Source organism: Planctopirus sp. SH287 (assembly GCF_056500625.1).
Genome location: NZ_CM151403.1, coordinates 2197619 through 2221511 on the forward strand (window position 1 = coordinate 2197619; position 23893 = coordinate 2221511).

Below are 23893 nucleotides of genomic sequence, written 5' to 3' on the forward strand. Positions count from 1 at the left end.
CCGTCGCATGTAGGCTTATCTGTTTCATAACACACAATAGCACTTGATGTTACTGGTCTTCAGAATGTCAGTTTCAGGAAATCTTATCACCGTAAGTGTCTTCACCACATGGAGAAAGCGTTTTTGGTCACTTTACTGAGGCTCGATCCAAACCATGGCACAGAAAAGCACCGATCTGGCATTTACCGTTAATCCGTTTTTTTTCAAAAAAACTGCTTCCATTTGAGTAAATATACCTATAGGTTTATGCTGTTAGCAATGATTGCCCTGGCCATCTCTCTGTGGGCAATGATTGTTTCTGTTCCTGTTCGGGCACACAGGTAAGAAACGATTAACTGGGGTTTGCGATTATCGAGACACCGTTAATCAACAAATTTTAGAGGTGGCATGATGGCGGGCACGGTCAATCGATTTCATCTTTCTCTCAATGTCAGTGACTTGGATCGTTCGGTCGAATTCTTTCGCAACCTGCTGGGTCAGCCACCAGCAAAGTGCCGGGGAGACTACGCGAAGTTTGAGGTGAATGACCCTCCACTGGTACTCTCGCTGGAACCGATGCCTCCCACAGGGCGAGGTTCACTGAACCATGCGGGGTTTCGCTTTTCGTCTTCTGAACAACTCGTCGAAGCGCAACGCCGCCTGGAAATGGCCGGTTTCCCCACACAGCGCGAGGAAGGGGTCGAATGCTGCTACTCCAAACAAACCAAGTTCTGGATCAATGATCCCGACGGCAACATGTGGGAATTTTACGTACTGGAAGAGGACATCGCTCATCGCGGCGTGGGACAAATCCCACTCGTCAAAACAACGGCTCATCCATCGGCAGAGGTTCAGCCACATTCTGCCAAGCTGCAGCTGGCAGACATTCCTCCCATCGTCATGAACTGCTGCAGCCGTTCTAAAGAGCAGCTTGCTAATAGCTCCCCAGAAGGCACAACAACGGATTCCCTCAAGACGTTCGAGCACTTTCTGGGAATGCAGGGACGCCCTGAACCTGGCGTGGTTTATCAGTCAATGAAGCTCCGCGGCACTTTCAACGAGGCCAATGCGGAAGCATCAATGGAACAGTGGCTGACGATCGCCAGGAACCAACTGGCGCCAACAGGAGAGTTGGTGATTCATGCTCTGACCGCAGACAAGTTCTTGCCATCAGAAGCGCTGAACCTTCCCGGCCCGGCAAGTTTGGTCAAACACGTTCCCATCAGAGAAGATTTGCTCAGCGCGATACAAAAGGCTGGTTTTGTTGAAATTTCTCTGGAAACGTTTGGGAGACACCCCTGCTTCGTCCAGAATGGCGTCGAAATGCGGGAGACTCTGATCCGCGCCCGTCAACCCTTTGATAATCCGCACGCTTTCGACGGACTCCACCTGGACTTTAGCCCAAACAACAATCGCCTGATCGATGAACCAGTCGGCACATGAGCATGCTCTAACGGCGATTTGCCCCATGGGCAGAAGTCGGTTGTTGCCGTAAAGCGAATGCAGCGCTAAAGTGCTGCATTCGTGCTGGCTGTTGGGGTCGGCGCAATCACGGCCGGCGCCGATACAGCGGGTGGCCTGGCAGGGATCGCGACTTTGACAAAACCCGAGATTCCCACAATCACCGCAGAAATGGCAATGGTCAGCCCCAGCCATAATCGACTGTTTCCCCGCATTTTATTCGCGAGTTGAGACCGTCCGACAAGGATTGATGAAAGGCCAAAGACTCCTAACGCCAGCAGGATTTTTGTCCCAATCAAGGCGTGGTAGAGTGGCTGACCTTTATGCTTCGGCATGGCCTGAAAGTAATTGTAGAATCCACTGACAAGGAACAGCAGGATCCCCAGATGAATGAACATTTTCCAACGCGCGATGATCGCAGCGCGGAGGGCCTGATGCTGTTCATCAGGAAGTTTTGAAGCAGCAGGGAGCACGACAAAACGGAGAAACACGCTCCCCCCGACAATCACGATGGCGGTTCCCACATGTGTCCAGCGAGAGAGAATGTCGACCACTTCCATTTCATCACCATTTTCTGCATTTAGGGTAACGCCAGCACCGTGAGCTTGAATTCGTGTCAACGAGTACCGGACAAATCGCGGTTCCCCCGAGGCAGAATCTTTGGCGGCGTCACGTGAGTCTAAGCGGGAAGCCAAATTGATACCACTGCCCAGACAGTCACTACAAACAAATGATTGATTCCTTCAAAGCCGCCTTGCCATCACCAGTGTTTGACCAGTGCATTGTCAAAGTTGAAAATCGGGGTTGAACATGTAGTCAAGTCCGACAACGGAGGACGTGACTACATGTTCAACCCCAAGATAAAGCCGTGACACGGCACCAGTGTCCTCTCCTTGTGACTGGCAGATGAAAACTGGTCATAGATTGACGAAATGATTTCAGGGCCAGGCCCAGAGAAAACGAGAAAAGCTTCTCTGATCAAGAGCGAACTCTGATCAGAGAAGCTTTTTATAATCTGCCGCAGCACGCTGCAGAAGCGAGCCATCGCGGAGGAAGCATTAACAGACCCGACAGGCTGGAGCCGTCATCCTAAAACACGTCCAGCACGAAATGATGCCCCATGTGGTAAGGGCGTGCGGTCGGATAAAAGTTGTGCCAATCCTTGCGGTAGACAGGGATCTGTCGTTCCTGAGGATATCGGTAGTACATGTGATTGTACTCGACCGGTGCCTGGAAGTTATGTGGGTAATACACATACGGATAATAGTAAAATCGATTCCAGTCAGTTGGCTGGCCTTCACCAGCAGCACTGGCGGTTGTCGACATGAAACCCAGCAGGCAGGCTGCCAGCAGTCCGTGAATCAACCAAGAACGAGACATGATCAAGCTCCGTCTAATCTGCCTGTCATTCAAGCAGCATGTCACTCTCGGCTGCAATCAATGGCAGCCACTCTGGAAAATCGCCTGTCCCGCTGCACGTCAGAATCTCTGGTAGTCCCCACAACCATTGATTCCTCACCTGTCCCCTCGACGTGGTGTTTTTGTGTTAGCGAGGCATGCGCCCTATTCAAATTCAAACGATGGAATGTCGCTGGCTTAACACACCTGATGGTGCTCTATTGCGACACACCGGAGTATCGGCGGTCATCCCCCCGAAAGAACAGGAAACTTCGTTGCAACCATCACAGTTGAAACCCAGCATTTTGCTGAATGCCGCAATTCCTGCGACTTAAGGAACCTGGAATGAGGTGAGTTGCAGTTCCTGCTGATCTTTGCGTTGCTGGGCAACTTCCTGATGCCCTCGCGACCAGACCTCGGCGACCAAATCATCCAAAAGTGAGTCATACTCACAGCTCTGCGAGACTCGCCGTTGGTTCATCAGAATCTCAAGTTGAGCAGGCCCCTGACTGTCAGAGTTCCAGCGGAAGTATCCCCGGCGATCCATTTCCAAAGACAACTTTTGAATTTGTTCCAGGCTTAAATCCAAAGTGGCCACTGAATTAGCCGGGAGTTCTTCGGAAGCAGGCACCACTTTCCAGAACCAGCGGCTCATCCAGGTCGAATAGCGTGTGCGGCGTGATTCCATCCGGTCGGCACGAACTTCCAAAAGACTGTGCTTATCGCATTGACGACCGCAATCCATCGGTCGCAGTTCCACAGTGGCCCGCCCGCAATCCTTACGTCCATCAGGATGCGGATAGATCACTTGAAGCTTTGCGACAGCCCAATGGTTGCCTTCCAGGTCATCTGCCGGTTTGTCTTGAGGAAACCCTTTCCCGGAGTCTTCAGTACGACTGGCCTGATGAATGGGTTCATGATTGATAAATGCTCCCCCGTCAGGCATGTGGGCAACATACACAATCGAAAGCCGCCTCAGAGTATCTGAGGCAGCCAATTTCGGGGAATCAGCCACTTCTTCTGATGTGCCCACCGGAGGGCGCGAAATGGCAGAGAGTGACTTCGATGTCGCACACCCTATTGTTCCCAACCCAAATACCAGGCAAATGATCCCGTACGCCGGCGCGCGATAGGTCAACCTCGCACGCTCTGGGTGAGCCGCAGCCATCAGGGAGATTTGGGATAAGGTCATGAGCGTTCCCAATATTTTCGCCCACACAGCTAAGGTTGACACACAACGGGGAATCTCGTCAGGAATTCGGTCAGACTTGCTTGACACTTCGCCCGGAGAGAGACCTATGAAAGTTTGTCGACAAAAACGAAGACAAGGCCCATGCCTGTTAACCTGAGCTGATCAAACATCGGTTTGGACTTTAACGATTTTGACGATCAATAAAGATTGCAATGAACACAATCGGAGATTGTTGACCTCGATCATCGGAATGCGACTGGCAAACTTCCGCTAAGTTTTAATCGTAATCAAGAGATCAGTGATCCGGCTCAACCTCGTTCTGGCTGTGCCGAATGCTCCAAATCGCAGGGGGAAACTTGGCTTGAACGGCAGTTTCTCACGAGTTTCCCCTGAAGAACATCGCGTGATGATCATGAGACATCCGATCAAGCAGAGCGAACACGTCGGTTTTGACGAACAATTGAGCAGCACCGGCTGACCATCATGGATTTCCGGCAGCTTAGGCAAGTTTTTCTTGCGAAGCCGTCGCTTGGCCCTGTAGTCTGTAAGTGCAAATTGACCGTTATCTTGCTGTCTCCCTATCTCGTTGATCTCTGTCCTGCGATCTTCAGTGCTCGACCACGAGGCCGCGTAGTCTTCTGGAACATGATTATGTATTGCCAATTTCCGAAGCTGACTGGTGCCTGTCTCGCATTTTTTATTGCGGCAGGCCTGATGACCGGAGTGAGTTTCGGTGAAGAAAAGGCGACTCCAGAACGGGCCGCATCTGTTTCTGCCCCTGAATCCGTTGCTGATGAAGTTCCCGGCAAAAACAAGCCTGTCAAAGCGAAAAAAGTCACCAAACGCCCGATCACCAAGTTGACTTACGATCCCTCGGCAAGAGAAGTCGAACTCTTTGAAGCCATGGAAACCGGTGAAATTGGCGTTCGCGTCATCCCTTTTGACTCGAAAGGCGCCAATGTTCTCATTGAAAACAATGGGAATGAGCCGCTGAATGTCAAAGTTCCCAACGCTGTTGTCATGGTGAGCATTCACTCACAGTTTGGCGGTGGCGGTGGATTTGGCGGCGGTGGAGGCATGGGTGGCGGCGGCATGGGTGGCCAGCAAGGCGGCATGGGTGGCGGTGGCCAACAAGCCGGTGGCGGTGGGTTTGGCGGTCAGCAAGGCGGTATGGGTGGCGGCATGGGAGGCATGGGCGGTGGCGGTATGGGTGGTGGAAACATCTTCTCAATTCCTGCCGAAAAAATTGCTCTGGTTCCCCTGAAAACCGTTTGCCTGGAACATGGAAAACGTGAGCCGGCCCCCAGCAGCAAATACACACTGATCCCCGTTGAAAAATTTTCATCAGACCCCATGCTCCGCGAGCTGCTGACTTATGTCCCAAGCCCGCAAGTGAATCAGCAGGCAGCTCAAGCAGCAGCCTGGCACTTGACCAATCGCATGACCTTTGCCCAACTGGCGGCTGAAATGAATCGCGCAGGTCAAGGCTACAACGATTACCCAGTCTTCACTCGCAATGACCTGATGCAGGCTCAGTCGTTGCTGTCTGCCGCCCGCGAAAAGATGGAAAACAACCCTTCTCAACCGACAAAAACAGGGGTTCGCGGCGTTCGCGCTGCCGCAAAAGAATAGTCACGATTACCCAGAATCTCCTCAAAAGCCACGGCCTTCCTTCATCGGTTGCCGTGGCTTTATCCTTTGTAATCTGGAGCAGTGAAAACCATCATCGATTGCCTCGAAGTCATACGCATTTCAATTTGAAAGAGCACTCTTTGTGCTATGCTTGCAACTTTGGGCAAGTATGTTTTGAGATCATCAACTCGCTATTTCAAGTTGCGATTCGTATGACACACTCATTGAGAGATGCGTGAAGCCTGCTTGCTAAAATCCGCAAGCAGACCTCACAACGCGCCGTTAAAATCTGGGATCCGTATAAGGTCAGCGTGCGACAGATGTTCTTCATAGCTCACCGACTCAGAAATCGTTGCCTGGGCATGGGAGTACTGGCAGGAGGATTATTGCTCTCGGGATTCGGAGTTCCTGGTCAGCAGCCAGAATATTCCAGAAAGCCAACTTGGGATGTCGCTGGATTCTTCTTCGGGCATTTCTTCTATCAACAGTTACTCGCCGACGATCTTGTCCCGCCCCCACCCAAAAAATCTCTCTTTGAAAAAGAGATCGCTCCCATCCTCCGGAAAAACTGTGTTCGTTGTCACGGGAGCGAACGACAGGATTCCGGGTTAAGGCTCGACCAGCGTGATCTGTTTCTTAATGGTGGAGACGGTGGGCCAGTCGTTATTGCCAATCAACCCGATGAGAGCCGGCTGATTCAATATGTCGAAGGGAAAGATTCGGATATCGTGATGCCCCCCGATGGAAAGCATCTTCCCGATGCCGCGAAGAAACAGTTGAGAAAATGGGTGACCGATGGAGCCGAATGGCCTGAAAAACTCAACAATCTTCCATAGCGAAGGCATCATTCTTGCATAAGTCCCTGGCCCGTTCTTCGACAGGATTGGACTATGAGAACGCCCATGGGGACGCCATGATATGTGCTCACCACAGACTCTTTTTCTCATGGAGGATTTCAATGTCCAGAGCTTTCGCGTCTTACTGCCTGCTCAGTGTTAGCCTCATTATTGCCTGCCTGTGGAATTTCTCCGATTCCCAGGCAAGCGATGCGACGGTGAATGTGGTTGATAAGGCAGCCTTTGACCGTGTGATTGCCTCTCAGAAGGGCAAAATCGTTGTCGTCGATTGCTGGGCCACCTGGTGCGTCCCATGTCTCAAACAGTTCCCACAATCGGTGGCCCTGGCTGAGGCGCATGCGGCTGACGGTCTGGTTTTAGTCACCATGAACTTTGATGACCTTGATGGCAAGAAAGTCCCGGCCAAAGTGACTCGGTTTCTGTCTGAAAAGGGAGGCAAGGCGACTCACCTGATCAGTGCTCATTCATTGAGTGACGATGGTGCCGACATTTTTGGAATCACGAACGCGGCTCTGCCCCACTATCTGGTTTATGGACGTGATGGAAAACTCGCAGCAAGGATTTCCAGCTCAGAAGAAACTCCAGCGACACATGACCGTGTCGAACAGGTCGTGAAAAGGCTTCTCAAATAGAACTGACAACTCTCATTGAATCAGCTACAGGCTCTGATCAGTTCAATAACAACACTCAGTCCTGGGCCAGTGCGGCTTTTGCCAGAAGATTCGACAAGCGAGAGATCATCCGTCGTGAGCGATCTGCAGGCTGGGTCGACAGAATCACGGCATATGCTCCGCTTTGAGGTTCAATCCAGCAAAGTGTTCCCGTTGCTCCCCAATGGCCGCAGGTCGTTTCGGGGAGCAATTCACATAACGGTGACGCATGCTGCCGCCAGTTCCAGCGCCAGCCATAGCCCCAGGCGCGAGTCCGCCGCTCGATTTCGCCCAATTCTGCCATCCCTGTCAGTTGATTCTGAAAAGACTGCTCGACACTGGGCTGAGACGGAAAAGGGAACGTGATTCCTTTTCCCAACCCCAGTACGGCCTGTAACAGTTTCACGAGATCAGACGTGGTGGTGACCATGCCACCCCAGGGGGCTCCCAGTGTTCTCCACCAGACGCTGTTCCAGTTCCAGTCATCGCCGCCAATCTGATCTTCTGGAACTTGTACAAAGGTCTGGCGGCGCTCTATCCGGCGGGTTGCTTGTTCGGTTCCAGAGCCGAGAGAAGACTCCATCATCCGGGCAGGGTCGAATAACGTCTTGCGGATGAATTCCCCTTGTGAAAGAGACGTCACCTTCTCGATAATTCCCCCCAAGACGGCAAAACCAAGGGACTGATACTGCACACTTCGGCCGGGAGCAAAGCTGAGAGAAGACTTCTCAGCGGCTTCCACAAAGGCCTGCAATCCCACATGAGCCTGGCGTAACTCCACATTATTAGCGGGAAGATCCGGCAATCCCGAGGTATGAGTCAGCAGATGACGGATCTCCACGCCATGTTTCTGTTCACGCCCAAATTCTGGAAAAAAGCGGGTCACCCGGTCATTGAGGAGCAATTCGCCAGATTCGACAAGCGACAAAATGGCCAATGCCACCACAGGCTTGGTCACTGATGCGACCAGATAAGCAGGCTCCCCTTCGAGAAGCGCGATCCCCAGTCGCTTCAACTCAGGCCCCAGATGTTGCGGAGCGAACTGCCGGCGAGGTGATCCGCAGGCGAACGACACCGTGACACCTTCAGCATCAGCCCACGCAGCGGCAAGTTGAATCGCTTGAACCCAGGCTTCCTGCGAAGAGACCGCCATGAGATTCCTCCTTGAAAGTTGTGAAGGCGACGCGCCAGAACCTCAGCATTCATCTGAAGATCATCCGGGAGACGACCTTATTGAACACCGGCAATGGCCACGGTCTCAATTCGCATGATGCTATCCAGCTTCGTGATTTCAAGGACATCACGAATATCCTGGGCCGGGTTAAAGACCATCAGCTCGACTCCCAGCTTGGGGATTGTCGCGAGCAATCCCAGCATTCCACTGGGGACAAACCGAACTTTGGTCAAATCAACGGCCAGTGACTGACAATGGGTACGTTGAAGTAACGCTGTCAGTTCATCACGGCAAACCCCCAAGTCAATCCGGTCGGGGCGTTGGGAGCCAAACCCAATGACGGTGAGCGGGCCTTCGCGATAAACTGCAAATGAGGTATACGTCTCAGCCATTTCCGTTAACTCCTCTGATCTGTGAGAGTCTGATGAATCTCACCAGAAGGGTCAACAAAGATGACAAGCGACCTCAACACGCAGGAGCCAATTCAGCTTCAAGGATCTCTCCAGAGAGAAACCTTGTTGCAGGCTCTCGCATCAGAATATCAGGCATCAAACGAGGAGACGCTGCTTAAAATACGGAATTGTGGCTCACAAGAAGATCGATGAGAATCGAAAACGACTCACCTCATGAGAGAGGGAACCAGGAACCTCAGATGATCGCCAAAACCAGGCGAAAGAGGAAAGAATGGGCAGGTGAGTCAAAAAAATGACGGTCGGGCGTACAGATGGGATAATGGTAAGAATGTTGTCACTCGACCTGCCTGAGGAGTGATACTACCAACCATGAAGAAAAACTCCAACGGAATCTCTCAAAAATTCATATTCATTATTCCGGGAAGCCAACTTGATCAGTGGCTTCTTGCGAAAGAGCGACACGAGCGGAACTTCACACCTGCTCTGCCGGTTAAGCACGTGCAGAGAACTGGCCAACAAACCTGAGGATGAGTAACCCTTAGACGAGCCCTTTATCAACTCAAGGCAGTGAAGCACACCACTATCGAATAATGTGATCATCATTCGGCTCATCAATTCGCGGTGTCTGGCCACCTCTCAAAACACTGTTTCCTTGAAAAAGCGTCCGCTGATCCACAGGTTCTGGACTCAGCCAATCCGATTCACAAAACTGCCCGCTGGGTGAATAAGCGGCCAGCGCGTTTTTGTATGTCACAACAGCGATCTGCTCCGGCACAATCCCCGCACTTTCCATCAGCTTGGCAGTCTTGGGAACAGCCAGGGCATCGGACACTCCCCAGTCGGCAGACGAATCGACAATCACGCGATCAGTGCCGTACTGTTTGACAATCTCGACCATTCGCTCATTCCCCATTTTTGTACGGGGATAGATTGTGAAAGCACACCAGTAGCCACGGTCGAGAACCTCTTTGCAGGTCTCTTCATTGTTATGGTCAATCACCACCCGATGAGGGGAAATTCCCAGATCTTCGATGATATCCATCGTCCGGTAAGTCCCGCGTTTTTTATTCCGGTGAGGCGTGTGAATGAGGACTGGCAGATCGGCTTCGACGGCCAGTTCCAGTTGCAGCCGGAGGTACTTCTCTTCCAGTGCTGTCTGATCATCAAAGCCAATTTCGCCCACCGCAACGACTCCCTCTTTGGTCAGATAAAGAGGGAGCATCTCCATGACTTCATCGGCTAGCCGTTCGTTATTGGCCTCTTTGGAATTGAGACCAATCGTGCAGTAGTGGCGGATTCCAAACTGGGAAGCACGAAACCGCTCGAAGCCCACCAGTGTTGCAAAGTAATCTTGAAATGACCCCGCCGTCGTTCGAGGCTGCCCTTGCCAGAACGCAGGTTCAATCACAGCCACCACCCCGGCAGCGGCCATCGCTTCGTAATCAGACGTCGTCCGGGAAACCATATGAATATGCGGATCAATGAAGGCCATGATTTTGACTTTCGCGTTTTACAGGCCCGTTACCTGTCACCAGAGAGGTTGCGATCAGAGATTCAGAAAGTGGGAGGCACTGACCTTTTGAGTCAGGCTGAGCGGGGAACCAGTTTTTCCCAGGAGACAGCCCCCGATTGCACCTGCTGTTCCAGATCCGGATACCGGGCCGCCAGCGCTCGTGACGACTCATCATCGGCTCTTCTTAAAGCAAGATAAGCCGCCTTTTGAGGATAAGCGTCGCTTCCGGCCAGTAAGGCTTCCAGCTTGAGCCGGGCACGATCTGACAAACAGTTTCCGATGGGGCGCCATAAATCGAGAGGGACTGGTCGACCAGCCGCTTGCCGCTCTTCCGAAAAGTCCAACAGCATCTCAACCAGGGCCGCATTATTGCGTCGATCAACACCCACCAGACCACTTAAAGAAATGTCATTGAACAGAACTTTGAGTACCAGCTGGTTCCAGGAGTTATCGGACAATTCTTCCGCCGGATAAGGATTATCGTAGGCAATTGCCAGCAGGACAGCCCGGATGTTTGAACGAATCCCGTCCTCGCACCGCGCCTGATGGGCCACGGGATACGGGAGAAGTGGCAAGGCACTGAATAGTGCGACCAGTTCCCGGACTTCGCCGGCATTGAACAGCGGGTCAAGGATCGTCCCCAGATCTTCAGCCACGGCATTTGGCCAAGCCAGCAACAGAAAAATTCTGGCGGCTTGATCAATACTCCAGTCGTGAGGATTCCAGCCGGGACGCACAATGCCCGCTTCGGTCAATTCCTGAGAACTTAAGTTCAAGTCAAACTTGCCCGTCTTTCGTGGAACCAGACCAAAGGAAAGGAACAGCCCTTTTTTATCACCCGCAGCAACTTTGTCTCGTTGAGCAGTCAACCATTCCCAGGCACTGGAGTCCAATCGGGGTTGCAACCAGCTTTCCAGAAGATCTGAGATCTTTGGATGTCTGGCTGCATCCGGAATATCTGTCGTAGGGATTGAAAGTGCGGTGTGGGGTGACGTGGAGGATGACAACATGGCAAGTTCTCAGCGGCAGGTTCTTATCAGATGCAGATCAATGGTGAAAGCTGTCACAGGGAGAACGTCAACTCAGCCATGTCGGCCACATCCCGAGGGGTTGCCGCAGCAACCAGTCATCACAGGAAGCGTCCCGCCACTTCCGACAACCGAGGCCAGTAAGCCGCCGGAAATCAATCGCTCCACGGGGGTTTCAAGCGGCGTATCTCCCACACTGAGAGCGGCTTTCTCACACAACTCCCCCCAGGTGTTCACTCGTTCCTTGATGCCGTGAGCAATGGATACTGTCGTGTTGTTGGCCGGGCAGAAATAATCGTAGTTGATCATGGTATTGATTTCCGGGGACGCTCAGTGATGAAGGCAGGTCATTGTCCCAACGGTGGTTGGCAGGATTAACTGAAGTCATATCGCTGGCGTAACAACGATGGTTTTGTACGAGAGATCACTCCAAAGTTCAGAATACCCCGCCGGTCAAAGAGGGAGCAAGCCTTACGCAGTTGCACGAGCAGGTTCCGCTCCTCTTTAATGGACAACACGATGAAAGGTCACAGGGCAAACCTTCCTGACCTCCCTCCTCTTCGGAACAATGATCACACCTCGCAGGATTGGCCCCATGCTGTTTGCCCATTCAACCTTTTCTTCGGGCTCCCAGGGCCAGATTCCCACAGGCATGTTCCCTCAAGTGCGAATGAGGCGCAACCGGCAGACAGCCTGGTCGCGGGCTATGGTGCAGGAAAATCATCTGCATTGTTCCAATCTGATCTGGCCAGTGTTCGTGATCGACGGCATCCAGCAGGAACAACCGATCGCCAGCATGCCAGGGGTTTCGCGAAAGTCGATTGATCTGCTGTTACCCGCTCTGGAAGAAGCCGCTTCACTGGGGATTTCCGCAGTGGCCATCTTTCCTGTCACGGAAAGCAGCCTGAAAAATCCCGATGGCACAGAAGCTGTCAATCCGCAAAATCTCGTTTGTCGCACGGTAAGAGCGATCAAAGAGGCTAAGATTCCCATGGGAATTATTTGCGACGTCGCTCTCGACCCCTATACATCCCACGGGCAGGATGGCCTGCTTCGCGATGGCGTGATTGTCAACGATGAAACCATTGACATGCTCTGTCGTCAGGCGGTTGTTCAAGCCGACGCGGGGTGTGATGTGATTGCCCCGTCAGACATGATGGATGGCCGCATTGGCGCGATCCGCCGGGCGCTCGATGCCGCTGGTCATACCAACGTTCAGATCCTTTCTTATGCGGCTAAATATGCGTCGGCATTTTATGGGCCATTTCGAGAAGCCGTCGGCTCATCGGCTCAATTGGGATCAGGTGATAAAAAGACCTACCAGATGGATCCCGCCAACTCTGATGAAGCATTAAGAGAAGTCTCGCTCGATCTGGCGGAAGGAGCGGACATGATCATGATTAAGCCGGGCATGCCCTATCTGGATATCATCCAGCGTGTTAAGTCGACCTTTGGCGTCCCGACGTTCGCTTATCAGGTGAGCGGTGAATACGCAATGATCGCGGGAGCCGCCGAACGCGGCTGGCTGGATCGGGAGAAAGTGATTCTGGAAAGCCTGCTGGCGTTCCGCCGGGCCGGTGCGGATGGCATCCTGACCTACTTCGCCGTAGAAGCCGCCAAGTCTCTTAAGTCACAATAGATCGCCCAGGCCCAGACACCTCAAAGTCACATAACCTGATTGTCGTCAAGTTGTTTGACGCGGATCCTTACGGGCATGCCACGGCTTTATTTTGGGGCATGGCCCTGAAACGTCTTCCGATGTCGGACTTTGCACTGATTCAGCCCTGATTTTCAGTTTGAGGGAACCTTGGCATAAGCCATTTCCTGGGTTCACTCTTTCTGAACCAGGGGTTCAGGCTGGAAGAGACGGAATTTACGCCACGGATAGCGTTGCCAAACACTGTGGGACAATGCCGCGATCGCCACAATAAGGCCAATTCCGCTGGCGATGAAAACCAGCCAGCCAAGTAATCCCAGGAGCGCAAAAGCCGCATGAGGATGCAGAGCAAACCAGCGATGGACAAACATCGGATTGAAAGTGAAGTAAAGCAGAACACCCACGATCGCAAAAAGCAGCTTGTGGAATGTCTTCAGTATCACCGGGCTGATCGTGAAAAAATCAATTTGGCCCCTATTGTCTTTCGGCATTTGTGAGATAACGGAAAAACGATCTTCACTCCCACGGAAGGCCCAATCTCTCCAGGAGATCTCTGATCGGGATGAAAGCTGTAAATCATCGACATCGTTCTCATGCTCAACCAGCAATGATCGGAGATCACTGGCTGGAGAGACGGTCTTTGCATGGAACGAGGAGCGAATAAGATTTGATGGCAGATGACGAGCAGCAGAATTCGTATGGCCCGGCATAGGCAGAACTGAGAAGTGATTTTGTGAGGTATTTTTGCCAATAGGCAGCAGGCTATTCCCGCGAATGACCCATCCCTCGATCGGGCCCATCAGCGCTACGGTGGAGTCAACTTCGTGTTGATTCGCAAAATTCGGCAAAACAATTTGCCGGCGATAAGGCAATCGCGATAAGGAATTGAGTTGCCAGCGAAGCTTGAGGTTCACCAGCTTTCCTGATTTCAAATCTTCCGGTTCCCAGTCGTTATTGATGGTATTTACAGGGACATTGAATCCATTGACCCAGGCCGATTCCTGTTGAATCAGAGGATCGATTTCCAGCGATGCCAGCATCTTGTTGGGTGAACTGATCAGAAATTCTGAAACCGCGTTGATCTTGCCATTGGTCTCCAGCCACAAGACATGACGGCTTTGAATCTGTGTCGTGACAGGCTGAGAGTTGCTATTTGATAATGTGGGCGGCGCATTCCCCGTCTCTTGTGTGATCCAGCTTTCGTGACCAGTCTCCAGAGTGACAAACTTCCGAACCCAGGCGGGAGGGCCAAATTGCATCAATTCAGGCTGAGAGTTAGAGATTTTAATTTCTGTATCAACTGGCAGAATCGATGTCTGATAGTTCTGAATACTGACATTGCGAATCTGTGGCAGTAATCGGGCAAGATCAAAGGGGAAAAGTGACTCAAGGGTGGTTTCCAGCTTAAAAATCAGAGGCCGGGCGGAGTCGCTGGAACGAGTCAACACAGCTGATGGCTCGTCATCGTTCCATTCAAATCGACCTGCGTGAGGTTCTACCGGACGAAGGGTTCCGCGAGTGACTGTCAATTGTGTTGAAGGGTGATTGCGGATGGACTGTGGCAATTCCAATTCGTACCGCTGCTCACCTACAGGCAGAGATTGAGGATTAACCTGGATCCAGGACGTGACTTCTGGTTTGGAGGGATCAGTCAAACCAATGAGTGTGTAAGCCTGGGCTGGTATGGAAATGGCTTGTGGAACCACATTCAGTGTCACAGGTTGATCTTGCCGCCAGCGGAACTGGCCGATCAGTTTTTTTCCTCTCGCCATGGGGACTCCCAACAGCGATGTCGTGGTCGAAACGGCAGCCTGATCGATGGGCGATATCCGCTCCAGGTCGGCCTCTAACCGGACAGAAACGTCGGAATCAGCCCGAAGAGACAATATGCCTGGAATGGCTGGAATCTGGTCAAATTCAAACTGTGGGAGCAGAATGGATTTCTGCTGGCGCAAGGGAATGGTTCCGCGAATCCGAATCGTCTGCGATCCTGCCGAAGAACTTGAAAGCAGCAACGACAGATGACGTCCATTGTCACGGCGGCGGTCATCAGACACACGCACCAGTCGCTCGGCTCCCCCTTGCTCAACGGAAACGGTTTCTAACTGCAGCCTTCGATCCACGATCATACGATACGCATAGACGGGAGCCTCATTGGCTTCCATGACCGCCAGATAATCCACTTCCAGCCGCTGTCCTGAGACATCACAAGATTGACTCCAACTCGTGAGTTTGGGCTGGGGATGAACTTGCGACAGCTCCGCATTGAGAGTGGCTGGTTGACGCGTGTTGATCAAAAATTTCGCTGGTGAGACCTGACTGACTTGCCATCCGGCTGGCCAATTCTGAGGACTCTCATTTTTCCGGCTGAGATTCCGATTTTCTAATGTGGTTTGGCTTTCTTCAGGGAAAACACGAAGCGTCGAACCATAGGAGCCATCGATGGTCATTGAAAAATCTGTGAGAACAACGGCTGTTTCGTGAAAAGGCACCCAGTCCGTGAGTGATAAGCGAGCTGAGTTCGCCGAGACATTCGGAATCACCAGTTGCAACTCAATTGTCAGGGGCGTTTCAGAACGCATGAGGTCGAGTTCTTCTCGCTGGCCATCAAGTCGCGGTTTGAGTTCAAGCACCAGCTGTTTCGCAGTCTCTCCTTGCAGCGTGTACGAAGTCAGTATTCTTTCCGAGGTCAATGAACGCACAATGGCGTCTGACGGAATTTCTATCTTAAAAACATGCGGATCTGTCGGCCGCCGAAATTGCTGACTGACGTGCTTCCAAAGGACGAAATCGGTGCTCATGGTGGATGTGACTGTCACAGAGTTTTTTAGTGACGGCAACATGTCCGAGGTCTGGACTGGCGAAGCGAATGAAGAGTCATCCGTGCCCCGAGAGCCTTTAACGGGGTTGATGAACTGAAGCTGATCCAGCGGGCCGATCCAGCGCCCTGTTTCCGGGAATGAGACCTTCAGAGTATGAAAACCCGGACGCAACCAGACAGGAGCCTGCTCTGTCGTAAGGCCAGGCCATTTGATCTGAGCAAGCAGCGATGGGAGTAGCGGTACGGAATATCTCGTTTGGTTCGGGACTGTCTGGGAGAGAGGATGCAAGTCCAATTGCAGTAGATGCCGTGCTGGGTTGGCAGTGTCATTATCGGGAAAAGAAATGCTGGAACCAGTCCCTGTGGACGAGGGGAAAATTGCCGCTGGCGAGCCATCAAGCAGGATCGACTCCCGTCCACCCAGAAATCGAGATGCAATCGGAAACCGCAATTCGGGATTCTTACACTCAGGAAGCACCCAGATTTCATGAGTCGCCGCCAATGAGAGACTGGTCGGTGTAAGCCACTTCCCTTCGTAGTCCGAGCGTGCCACCAGCGTATCAATGATTGCTGGTGAATCAGCGGCAAGAGCCTTCAGCTTTTGAGCAGTCTCTGGGTGAAGATAAACCAGTGGAAGTGTTTCAGAAACCGCCCCATTCGAGCTGACCGGAACCAGCAGGTCATTCAGGTTGGCATCTTCTTTTTCATCAGTGAATGGCACGGCCTCTGTTTGATCTGGAGCCGATGTCACTGCTTCCTGGGGCATACTGGCTATTGGGGTCAATTGTGTTGTAGCAACCGAGGGAACAGCCTTGGGATTGATCTCTGAACGACTGACCTGAGCTTCCACAACCACCATCGGAACCAGGGCCAGGAAAATCGCAGCGGCAATGGCGGCACGAACCAGCGCGAGCATCACCAGCAGTGATCCCGACAGGGCGCCGGGAATTCGGAAACTTTGCGTACTTCCTGAAGGAATTAAAGGGGCTTGCAAAGATTTTTCCCGGTCATTCCAGATTCGAATGGGAATGACCAGCATGAGCAGCAAGCCCGCGAGAATCGCTCCCGCGAATGGCTGTGTGAACAATGCCAACCAGGGATGAATCACCGTTAATAGTACCGCTGCGGAGAACGTGAGGCGGACACCTCTTTGAGGGAGAAAACGAATCATGCCCATTGAAAGAACAATCGTTCCCCAAAACAGCACCCAACTTACTCGCTGCGCATCTTTCAAATTCCAGAACGACAAACGAATCTGTGAATCACCGTTCGGAGATGTGAAGGTGCGAATTCGCTGTTTTAACTGGGCGGTTGAGGTTGAATCCGGGATGAGGTGGCCAAATGGCTCACCCTTGTCAGAGAATCCGGAGTCCGTGATACGAGGCAATAACCGCCGGACGGGATCAAACATTGTCTCCTGACGGCTGCGTCCCAATGGCCCAAACCAACGTTCTTGCCAGCTTGGTGGAGTAAATTCATGGGCAAACCAGGCGGAATTGATTGCAGAGACATCCACCTCTGGCGGCACCATCAGCGCCAATGTCGACGAGATGACTTGAACTCCCACCGAAGGGATCGGAAGTTCAAGATTCTGAGAGAGCCATTGACCGGGAAGATGACCTTCCAAGTCAATTTCCAATCGGTTCCATTCCCAGGTCCGGCGCTCTATCCCCGTTGGGGTCAGCAGAACTTCTGCGGAAATCGCCGGATTGTCGGATCTCAGGGCACGAATGCTGACTCCATGGGGAGAAGTCAGTTGGGTGATCGCCCCTCTCTGGTTTCGGGGTAGCTGGTAGATCACTTGATACCGATACTCCCCACCAAGCGTGGCAGGAATCTGCGCGATGATCTGGACTTCAGCCATGGGGGCTGTTTCAGGGAAAAGCTCTTTGGCTTCATCGCCAATACGGACAAGAGAATCCAGACTGGCATAGTTCCAGGACAGGCGTTGATGCCCGACGATTTCTTTCAGTTGCCAGTCTCGAAAAAGTGATGCCTGCTCAAGAGATGGCAAATCGATCGCTTCGACGTGTTTCGCATCGATCATGGGGCTGAGTGACTGGGGAACGTCCAGGATTAATCGGCCCCGAAATTGCCTCGCATGAGGAACAAAGACCAATCCGATTGAGGCTTCTTCAGCGGATCTCTGCCGTCGACCACGAAGATTCCGCAGGTCACTTCCCTTCGCATTCATCGAGATCTGCCAGAGTTCGCCAGACTCAGGATACCCCCACTGAGCATAGAGGTCTTTGGCAGCACGGTGGGCCGTCAATCTGGTTTCATTGCTCCCCTCCTGAATCCACCATTCGATGTTGTCGCCAGGCTCGGAAAGATAAATCAGTATTTCCTGGGAAGGCTGTTCGGATGAGGCAATTTCCAGAAAAAACTGTTCGGTCAATACCGCGTCTTCACTCTGAGCAACGACTGTCGCTCTCACATCGACAGGAGGCGGGTTGTTCAGAAAAAGCAGGTCTCCGATGGTCTGAGGATCAACCGCGCGAAACCAATGAAAGTCTTTTGCAGAAAAATTCGGCACCAGTTCACGGATATCACTGCTCAGCCGCGGATCAACGGGATTCGGAAGGATCGTCGGTTCAAAACGAGAGTTTTCGCTGGGTGAAGGTCTTGCGGTGGTGTCGGTATGAATACCCAGCAGGAATTCAATGGATTCCGCGTTGGCTGGCTTTAAAGCGGGAATCGCCAGTTTTTGTGGAAAAGTGGAAATCGTGCGACGTGCCGCCACCATCACTCTGCGGGGCTGACTGGAATTGAACGATGAGGCAAACTCCAGTTGCAGCAACGAAGTGCGTGCTCCGTCTTTCTGAACTTCCCAGTTCGCTAACTTTGAACTCTCATTTTCACCGATGACTTCCGTAATTTCCCATTCCGGGGGAACAGTGATCGTGGCCTGCTGGAGCGAGCCACTGGAAATGAGCCACTCCAGACGACTGCGAATTCTCCAGTTATCATTTTCACCGGAAAGGATGGTGGTTGATTGACACGTAAACCGGGGGATTGGCCGGCGAATTTCCAGTTTCAATCGTGATTTTTTTTGAAGTCGTTCGTAGGCAAAAACTTCGCCATCGGCGGTCACGGTCAGTGGGCCGGCTTCGCGGTAACCCTCTTGCTCGACATTTTGCAGTTGAAGAGGAGAGATCACATTAACGGTCACTCGCCCCCGTGTCATTAACGCATCAGCGAGGACAATCTGCGGAATCATCACATGAGGAAGTGCACTCCCCGGTAATGTTCCTTCCAATCGAATGGCTCGCAATCGACCATTCATGTCCTGTGGCAAGTTGATCACGATGGATCGTTTGTGAACATCCGACGAGAGCCTCTCAAAACGAAGCGGAGTGTCTGATCCCAGCGTGGCGGAAATTAAATCAAAGTTGTCAGGCAGAGATAATTGCAATCGACGGACAGTCTGTTGGTCGGGAACATCAATCATCAGAGTCGACAGAAAACGCAGTTCATCTTCCCGGACGATGGCTGTCAGATCTTCTTCATAGGTCATGACGGTCGGTTCAGGCGCTGTCTCACTCTGACGAGTCAATGTTAACTCGACTTCAGAAACGCCGGCCAATTTCAAAGTCAGCGATTGAAGCCCGGTCTCTGCCATAGGCCCATTCTGGAGCACGACTCCTGCATTACTCGAGACTTGATAGCCTGCGGGGACAGACAATTGAATGTTTGACAAGTCGGCTGGTAACAACGAGAGAGAAAAGAACAAACTTCGGGGAAGCGAAACTCCGTCAATCGTGCATTCACCGAGAAGACGGTCATTTTGTAGCCTCTGATCACTGTCAATCCAGAGGTAGGGGTTCTGGTCGTTGGCACGACCAAAGACCACGGGATCATCACTTTTCCAACGAAGTGATTTCAGCGTCAGTTCACAGGGTGTTAATGAAATTAACTCACCTCCTTGCCGGCATTTCCCGGAAAGAGAAACCTCAAAGGATCCCTGTAATTGCCCCTTTTCCAGTTGAAGTTGATAACTGGCCTGCCAGAGACGGCTCCGCTCGGGAGAAGCCCGGCGCGATTCGATCGTGCTCATCCACGCTGAGAATTCCTCTCGGGGAATGGCTGTCCATTTTCCGGGTGGCCATTGAGCTGGCTGGTCAGCAGGAACATCAATGCGGCGCAGAGGTGGCTCATCGGCGAACACAGCCAAACGAGAGTCCGCTGCCAGGTAAATCAGGCAGAGACAAGTCAGCCATCGCAACAGGATGCTCACGGAATTGCTCCCCGCTCGCCTTCACCAGCCTGAGAGAACTGCGGTTTGCGATATTGTGTAGATTCTTCCGAAGCAAACAGGGCTGTCAAGGCCTGCTCGTGGCTTGAAGGCCGGAAGCTGTCGGAGGAATCGTGAGAAAGGGTGAGGATGGTTTCCTGACGACGCAGTGCCGACCATCGTTCCAGCAGGATGGCCAGACATGGGAACAGCAGGCCGATAATGATCGGCTGAGCCAATAATTGCAGAATGGGAAGCTGGAACAATCCCAGCAGGGAAATTCCAAAAGCAGCGATCAGGAGTGGCATGGTGCGCCGCAAAGCAGGGACACGAAGAATAAGAAATCCTGCGGCCATAGAAATTCCTGCCCCCAGAAAAACAATCAGAGGCATGCTGATGATGGCAACTTCGTGGGTAGTGGCGCGTCCAAACTCGGTAAAGAGATAACGGTTGACCGTTGAAGAATTATTGGGGAGCAACGCCAATTGTCGTGTTGTCCCATTTTGTTCGCCAGTCGTGCTGGCTGACAATTCAGGCGTCGGCAACGACTCGCGAATCCAGAAGAGACCGCGCCGTTTCCACTGAAACATGGGTGTCAGTCGTCTCGAGTAATTCAGCAGATAACGATCGTTGGGAAGTTGAATCTCCCAATAAGTAGAAGCAGACCAGTTGATATAAGGAAGTTGAGCACCCATCAGTGGAATCTGACCTGTCCACCGGCCATCTTCAACGGCTTTGCTTAACCAGCTGATATCCAAAACGAATGATTCTGTTTCGGCCCTTTTGGTAAAGTCCGTGATTAAAGAATTGGATTGCGGACGCAGCAGTGTATACGTTTTGACGCCTGCCCTGGATGCCGTCAGGACGACGGGAGTCACTTCCTGGCCATCCCAGTAGAAACGGGCTGATGTGGATTCCTCGGGAAGTTCCACAATGATATTCGGAGCGACTTTCGATAGTGAAATCCGAGAATGCCAGAAATAGGTCCCCGCGTCGTCAACAGACAAACGATGCACGCAGCCATCAACTTCGGGTCGGTCGCCATCGAGTTCCATGCCCGGTTCTAATCGGAGCGTAATGGGATCCTTTGTTTCGTTAGTCGTCCAAAGATGTGACGAATGAGATGAAGAAACAAGCCGCCATCCCTCTGAAGTTGTTGAAGGAACGAGTGCCTGCCCGCGTGGATATTCGACAGTGGCCATCATCAGGGGAAACTCCGCCGGGACGATGGCCTGAAGCGTGATCGGTTCAATTTTCGGAGAGCGATCCGAAAGCGGCACCGAATATCTTGCCCGGATGACAGAACGGCCAAAGACCGGTCGAGGGAAGTTCAGATGAAACTCCCGAGACCCTGATTCGACCATCGAACCCCATTCGCCATTCAAGACTTCACCGGCATCATTGAGAAACTGGCACGTCTCCACGAGATGGTCAGGGACTTTCAAACGGAACGAAGGGATCCGCTCATACTCCACATTCAGAGAAAGCATCTGCTCAATATTCAGTTCTTGTCCATCAAGCAGCACAACAGTGTTCGACGTACAACTGATTTTTTTGGTTTGTGGCACAATCGTGCATTTCAAATCGTTCTGCTCTGCGGGAAGTCGATAGATCGAGTGTCGCGTTTCCTGGACGTTCTGCGTCCACATCAGATTGGCCACGCTATTGGAAGGTGCTGACTTCAGTGGAACACCGCTGACAGTCTCGAGCACGCTCTCCACATTTTCGGCATTAAAAACGACCAGGGTGGCGGGAACTTGTGCTGAATCCACTGGCATGGGAAGCGTCAGTGAAAAAGGACGATTTGGCTCAATCGCACGACGTGCCCTGAGCCGAAACGTAAACCGTTCCTGTTTGGGAGAGGAAAAATTGATCGTCAGGTTCGATGAGGAATTCGACGATTCCCTGCTCTCGCGGTCTAAGGAATCGGTTTCTTTGGCGTCACGTCTTGAAAGTGGCGTTTTGCTCGCAGATTGCTCTGCTGTGAACGATTCAACAACAGGCCCGCGAGGCTCGATGGCCTCAATCACCCAGTTCTGTCGTTGCCATGCTGGCCAGTGAAGGCTCAGTGATGTCACCCGGCCGCGATAGACTTCCACGGGATAGATGGCCTCTAATCGCAATTCATTGGCAAAGGTCATCAAAGAAAACTGCGGTTCACAGACAACATAAGGAGTGACCGGACGTGGTGTCAGGTTCAACTGAAAGCCTTGTCCAAAGAATCGGTAAGCCCTCGTGACCGGACTGCCACCGTGCTGAGCTTGCCAGTCAGCCACCGTCATCCGCACCATCTGAGGCGTTTGGAGATCATCAATCGTTAACTGGATGCCATCGCTGGCAATGAACCCGATTTCTCCATTTTGTCGACGCGCCTTTTCGACCTGATACCCTTGAATGGTGAGTGGTTGATCCAGTTCCACAGCCTTGCGTGCTGTCCAATTCAGTGTGACCAGACCTGTCGCAGAAGATGCCAGCGAAATCATCACGCGATTTCGAGACTGTGAGTCGATCTGATGATCCCGGTACTCACGTCCTTCCAGAGTCACCAATTCAAACCCTTTGGGCATCCGCAGGACAATCTGATTGTTCACTCCCTGAGGGACTCGCAAACGCTGGATGGCGTCCAGAATCAATGAATCCGAATTCACCCGCGCCGTAATCGTGGTTGAGGACTCCAACTGCGATTCGACCACGGGAGTATTCCCCCGCTGCCACGACAGATCGAGTCGAGAACCGAAACCATAGGCATCAATGATGGTCTGTCCAGCGGGTTCTTTTGACAATGTCTGTGTAAAAGGTTCCACCGTTTTGATGATGAGATCGGTCTGAGGGATCGTGATGGCAAGATGGCTCACGGCCGAACCGGGAAGGCTCATGAGAAGTCGCGATGACGCCTGCTGTTTTCGCAATGGCACAATGGCATCGACGGTGAATTCAAACCGGCCCTTGCCGGGAACCCACCAACGATATCCTTCATCGCGATCAAAACCACCGAACAGCAGTTTCCCCTCACCTTTGTGGTGAACTCCCGTAAGTGTCGCCTCATTCATAGCCATAGAAATGGGGAATGGCTTGCTGGCTTTCTGAACTTCAATCACAAATTGAATCGTCAGTTTTGCCAGGTGATCATCGACCGTTCCCTGCACTTCAACAGAACCGACGCTCCATTGTGGAGCTTCATTGGCTGGTGCGAGTCGTTGCTGTCGCAACCATTCGACATAGCCTTCGACAGTTCCTCCTGCGGGAACTGGAACGAGAATTCCGCTGGCATTGGGCAGATAAACAATTTCAGCCGGGAGAGATTTCAACCCCTCAGAAGAAGAAGTGGCCCGAGCACCTGCTGGCAGTGAGTTGATAACCGGAGGATTTGCCTTGGGAACCTCTTGCGGATTGGCTTCGTCCTCACGAAGACGAGTTGAACCTACCCCTGGCGCGATCTCTGTACTGAAAGGCTCGGTTTCTGGAATCATTGCAGGAGGCAATGCCTTGGAGGTTGCCTGAGATTCCTGTCCGCACGCCAGACTGCTCGCCATCAAGAGGCAGCACATGACCAGGCTGAATGACAGCCAGCGGCGCACCCTCAGCGCGAACCCGGATTTCGCCAGGCGGGAGTCTGCCACAGAGATTTTACGAAAGAAGTTCAAACTCAGATTCTCTTGGGAACAATGAGTTCAAGATACCAACAACTCACTGAATCGAGCGAGATCACGATCGAGCGAGAACTCGCTCACATGAAAATTCGGTCATTGAGGAACACCGTCAGACAGGATGAGAGACATGCTATATTACGTCGCCGATCCGTTTTTTCCGGGAAGATTTCAAAGGTTCCATAAATGTGAGGAAATCATAAGACCATGCAGTCTATTCTGTTGTGCAGTATCTGC

The 23893-nt window shown here is 52.2% G+C and carries 15 protein-coding genes; 5 read left to right on the top strand and 10 right to left on the bottom strand.

Annotation, left to right across the window (positions count from 1 at the left end; all coding sequences use genetic code 11):
• Positions 1-387: 387 nt before the first annotated feature.
• Positions 388-1422 carry an ArsI/CadI family heavy metal resistance metalloenzyme gene (locus SH287x_RS08405; protein ID WP_479518248.1) on the top strand — a complete coding sequence of 345 codons (1035 nt, stop codon included), beginning with the start codon at positions 388-390 and terminating at the stop codon, positions 1420-1422.
• Positions 1423-1487: 65 nt separating this feature from the next.
• Here SH287x_RS08405 and SH287x_RS08410 read toward each other — a convergent pair whose 3' ends face one another.
• From SH287x_RS08410 to SH287x_RS08420, 3 genes are all read right to left on the bottom strand, one after another.
• Positions 1488-2000 (bottom strand): hypothetical protein, encoded by a 513-nt coding sequence (locus SH287x_RS08410; RefSeq protein WP_479518250.1) that lies wholly within the window; start codon positions 1998-2000, stop codon positions 1488-1490.
• A gap of 529 nt (positions 2001-2529) precedes the next feature.
• The gene (locus SH287x_RS08415) at positions 2530-2820 is read right to left on the bottom strand and encodes a hypothetical protein (protein ID WP_479518251.1); all 291 of its coding nucleotides are present in this window, start codon (positions 2818-2820) and stop codon (positions 2530-2532) included.
• 349 nt (positions 2821-3169) lie between these two features.
• The gene (locus SH287x_RS08420; protein WP_479518252.1) at positions 3170-4030 is read right to left on the bottom strand and encodes a hypothetical protein; all 861 of its coding nucleotides are present in this window, start codon (positions 4028-4030) and stop codon (positions 3170-3172) included.
• Positions 4031-4681: 651 nt separating this feature from the next.
• On the opposite strand from SH287x_RS08420, the gene SH287x_RS08425 reads away from it, so the two are divergent.
• The 3 genes from SH287x_RS08425 (at position 4682) to SH287x_RS08435 (ending at position 7151) form a co-directional block, all read left to right on the top strand.
• On the top strand, positions 4682-5662 hold the full coding sequence (locus tag SH287x_RS08425) for a hypothetical protein (protein ID WP_479518254.1): 981 nt from the start codon (positions 4682-4684) through the stop codon (positions 5660-5662).
• 362 nt (positions 5663-6024) lie between these two features.
• Complete coding sequence (locus SH287x_RS08430; protein ID WP_479518255.1) at positions 6025-6498, top strand: c-type cytochrome domain-containing protein; 474 nt, start codon at positions 6025-6027, stop codon at positions 6496-6498.
• Positions 6499-6620: 122 nt separating this feature from the next.
• Entirely contained in the window at positions 6621-7151 is a 531-nt protein-coding gene (locus SH287x_RS08435; RefSeq protein ID WP_479518256.1) for a TlpA family protein disulfide reductase, read from the top strand.
• A gap of 55 nt (positions 7152-7206) precedes the next feature.
• Here SH287x_RS08435 and SH287x_RS08440 read toward each other — a convergent pair whose 3' ends face one another.
• From SH287x_RS08440 to SH287x_RS08460, 5 genes are all read right to left on the bottom strand, one after another.
• Complete coding sequence (locus SH287x_RS08440; RefSeq protein WP_479518257.1) at positions 7207-8322, bottom strand: serine hydrolase domain-containing protein; 1116 nt, start codon at positions 8320-8322, stop codon at positions 7207-7209.
• A gap of 77 nt (positions 8323-8399) precedes the next feature.
• Complete coding sequence (locus SH287x_RS08445; RefSeq protein WP_479518258.1) at positions 8400-8735, bottom strand: STAS domain-containing protein; 336 nt, start codon at positions 8733-8735, stop codon at positions 8400-8402.
• Between the two features lie 601 nt (positions 8736-9336).
• Entirely contained in the window at positions 9337-10248 is a 912-nt protein-coding gene (locus tag SH287x_RS08450) for a TatD family hydrolase (RefSeq protein ID WP_479518259.1), read from the bottom strand.
• 92 nt (positions 10249-10340) lie between these two features.
• Positions 10341-11279 carry an EboA domain-containing protein gene (locus SH287x_RS08455; protein WP_479518261.1) on the bottom strand — a complete coding sequence of 313 codons (939 nt, stop codon included), beginning with the start codon at positions 11277-11279 and terminating at the stop codon, positions 10341-10343.
• Between the two features lie 72 nt (positions 11280-11351).
• The gene (locus SH287x_RS08460; protein ID WP_479518262.1) at positions 11352-11606 is read right to left on the bottom strand and encodes a zinc ribbon domain-containing protein; all 255 of its coding nucleotides are present in this window, start codon (positions 11604-11606) and stop codon (positions 11352-11354) included.
• A 286-nt stretch (positions 11607-11892) separates the two neighbouring features.
• On the opposite strand from SH287x_RS08460, the gene hemB reads away from it, so the two are divergent.
• Positions 11893-12936, top strand: coding sequence for a porphobilinogen synthase (gene hemB, locus SH287x_RS08465; protein WP_479518263.1), 1044 nt, complete (start codon positions 11893-11895; stop codon positions 12934-12936).
• Positions 12937-13127: 191 nt separating this feature from the next.
• On the opposite strand, the gene SH287x_RS08470 is transcribed toward hemB, so the two are convergent.
• Both SH287x_RS08470 and SH287x_RS08475 read right to left on the bottom strand, forming a co-directional pair.
• On the bottom strand, positions 13128-20012 hold the full coding sequence (locus SH287x_RS08470; protein WP_479518264.1) for a hypothetical protein: 6885 nt from the start codon (positions 20010-20012) through the stop codon (positions 13128-13130).
• On the bottom strand, positions 20009-23653 hold the full coding sequence (locus tag SH287x_RS08475) for a hypothetical protein (protein ID WP_479518265.1): 3645 nt from the start codon (positions 23651-23653) through the stop codon (positions 20009-20011). The genes SH287x_RS08470 and SH287x_RS08475 overlap by 4 nt, the downstream gene beginning before the upstream one ends.
• Positions 23654-23893 lie beyond the last annotated feature (240 nt).

What these genes read in the sequence shown, in the direction of transcription:
- SH287x_RS08405 (WP_479518248.1), top strand. Translation starts at nt 388, where the DNA reads ATGATGGCGGGCACGGTCAATCGATTTCATCTTTCTCTCAATGTCAGT.
- SH287x_RS08410 (WP_479518250.1), bottom strand. Translation starts at nt 2,000, where the DNA reads ATGGAAGTGGTCGACATTCTCTCTCGCTGGACACATGTGGGAACCGCC.
- SH287x_RS08415 (WP_479518251.1), bottom strand. Translation starts at nt 2,820, where the DNA reads ATGTCTCGTTCTTGGTTGATTCACGGACTGCTGGCAGCCTGCCTGCTG.
- SH287x_RS08420 (WP_479518252.1), bottom strand. Translation starts at nt 4,030, where the DNA reads ATGACCTTATCCCAAATCTCCCTGATGGCTGCGGCTCACCCAGAGCGT.
- SH287x_RS08425 (WP_479518254.1), top strand. Translation starts at nt 4,682, where the DNA reads ATGTATTGCCAATTTCCGAAGCTGACTGGTGCCTGTCTCGCATTTTTT.
- SH287x_RS08430 (WP_479518255.1), top strand. Translation starts at nt 6,025, where the DNA reads ATGGGAGTACTGGCAGGAGGATTATTGCTCTCGGGATTCGGAGTTCCT.
- SH287x_RS08435 (WP_479518256.1), top strand. Translation starts at nt 6,621, where the DNA reads ATGTCCAGAGCTTTCGCGTCTTACTGCCTGCTCAGTGTTAGCCTCATT.
- SH287x_RS08440 (WP_479518257.1), bottom strand. Translation starts at nt 8,322, where the DNA reads ATGGCGGTCTCTTCGCAGGAAGCCTGGGTTCAAGCGATTCAACTTGCC.
- SH287x_RS08445 (WP_479518258.1), bottom strand. Translation starts at nt 8,735, where the DNA reads ATGGCTGAGACGTATACCTCATTTGCAGTTTATCGCGAAGGCCCGCTC.
- SH287x_RS08450 (WP_479518259.1), bottom strand. Translation starts at nt 10,248, where the DNA reads ATGGCCTTCATTGATCCGCATATTCATATGGTTTCCCGGACGACGTCT.
- SH287x_RS08455 (WP_479518261.1), bottom strand. Translation starts at nt 11,279, where the DNA reads ATGTTGTCATCCTCCACGTCACCCCACACCGCACTTTCAATCCCTACG.
- SH287x_RS08460 (WP_479518262.1), bottom strand. Translation starts at nt 11,606, where the DNA reads ATGATCAACTACGATTATTTCTGCCCGGCCAACAACACGACAGTATCC.
- hemB (WP_479518263.1), top strand. Translation starts at nt 11,893, where the DNA reads ATGCTGTTTGCCCATTCAACCTTTTCTTCGGGCTCCCAGGGCCAGATT.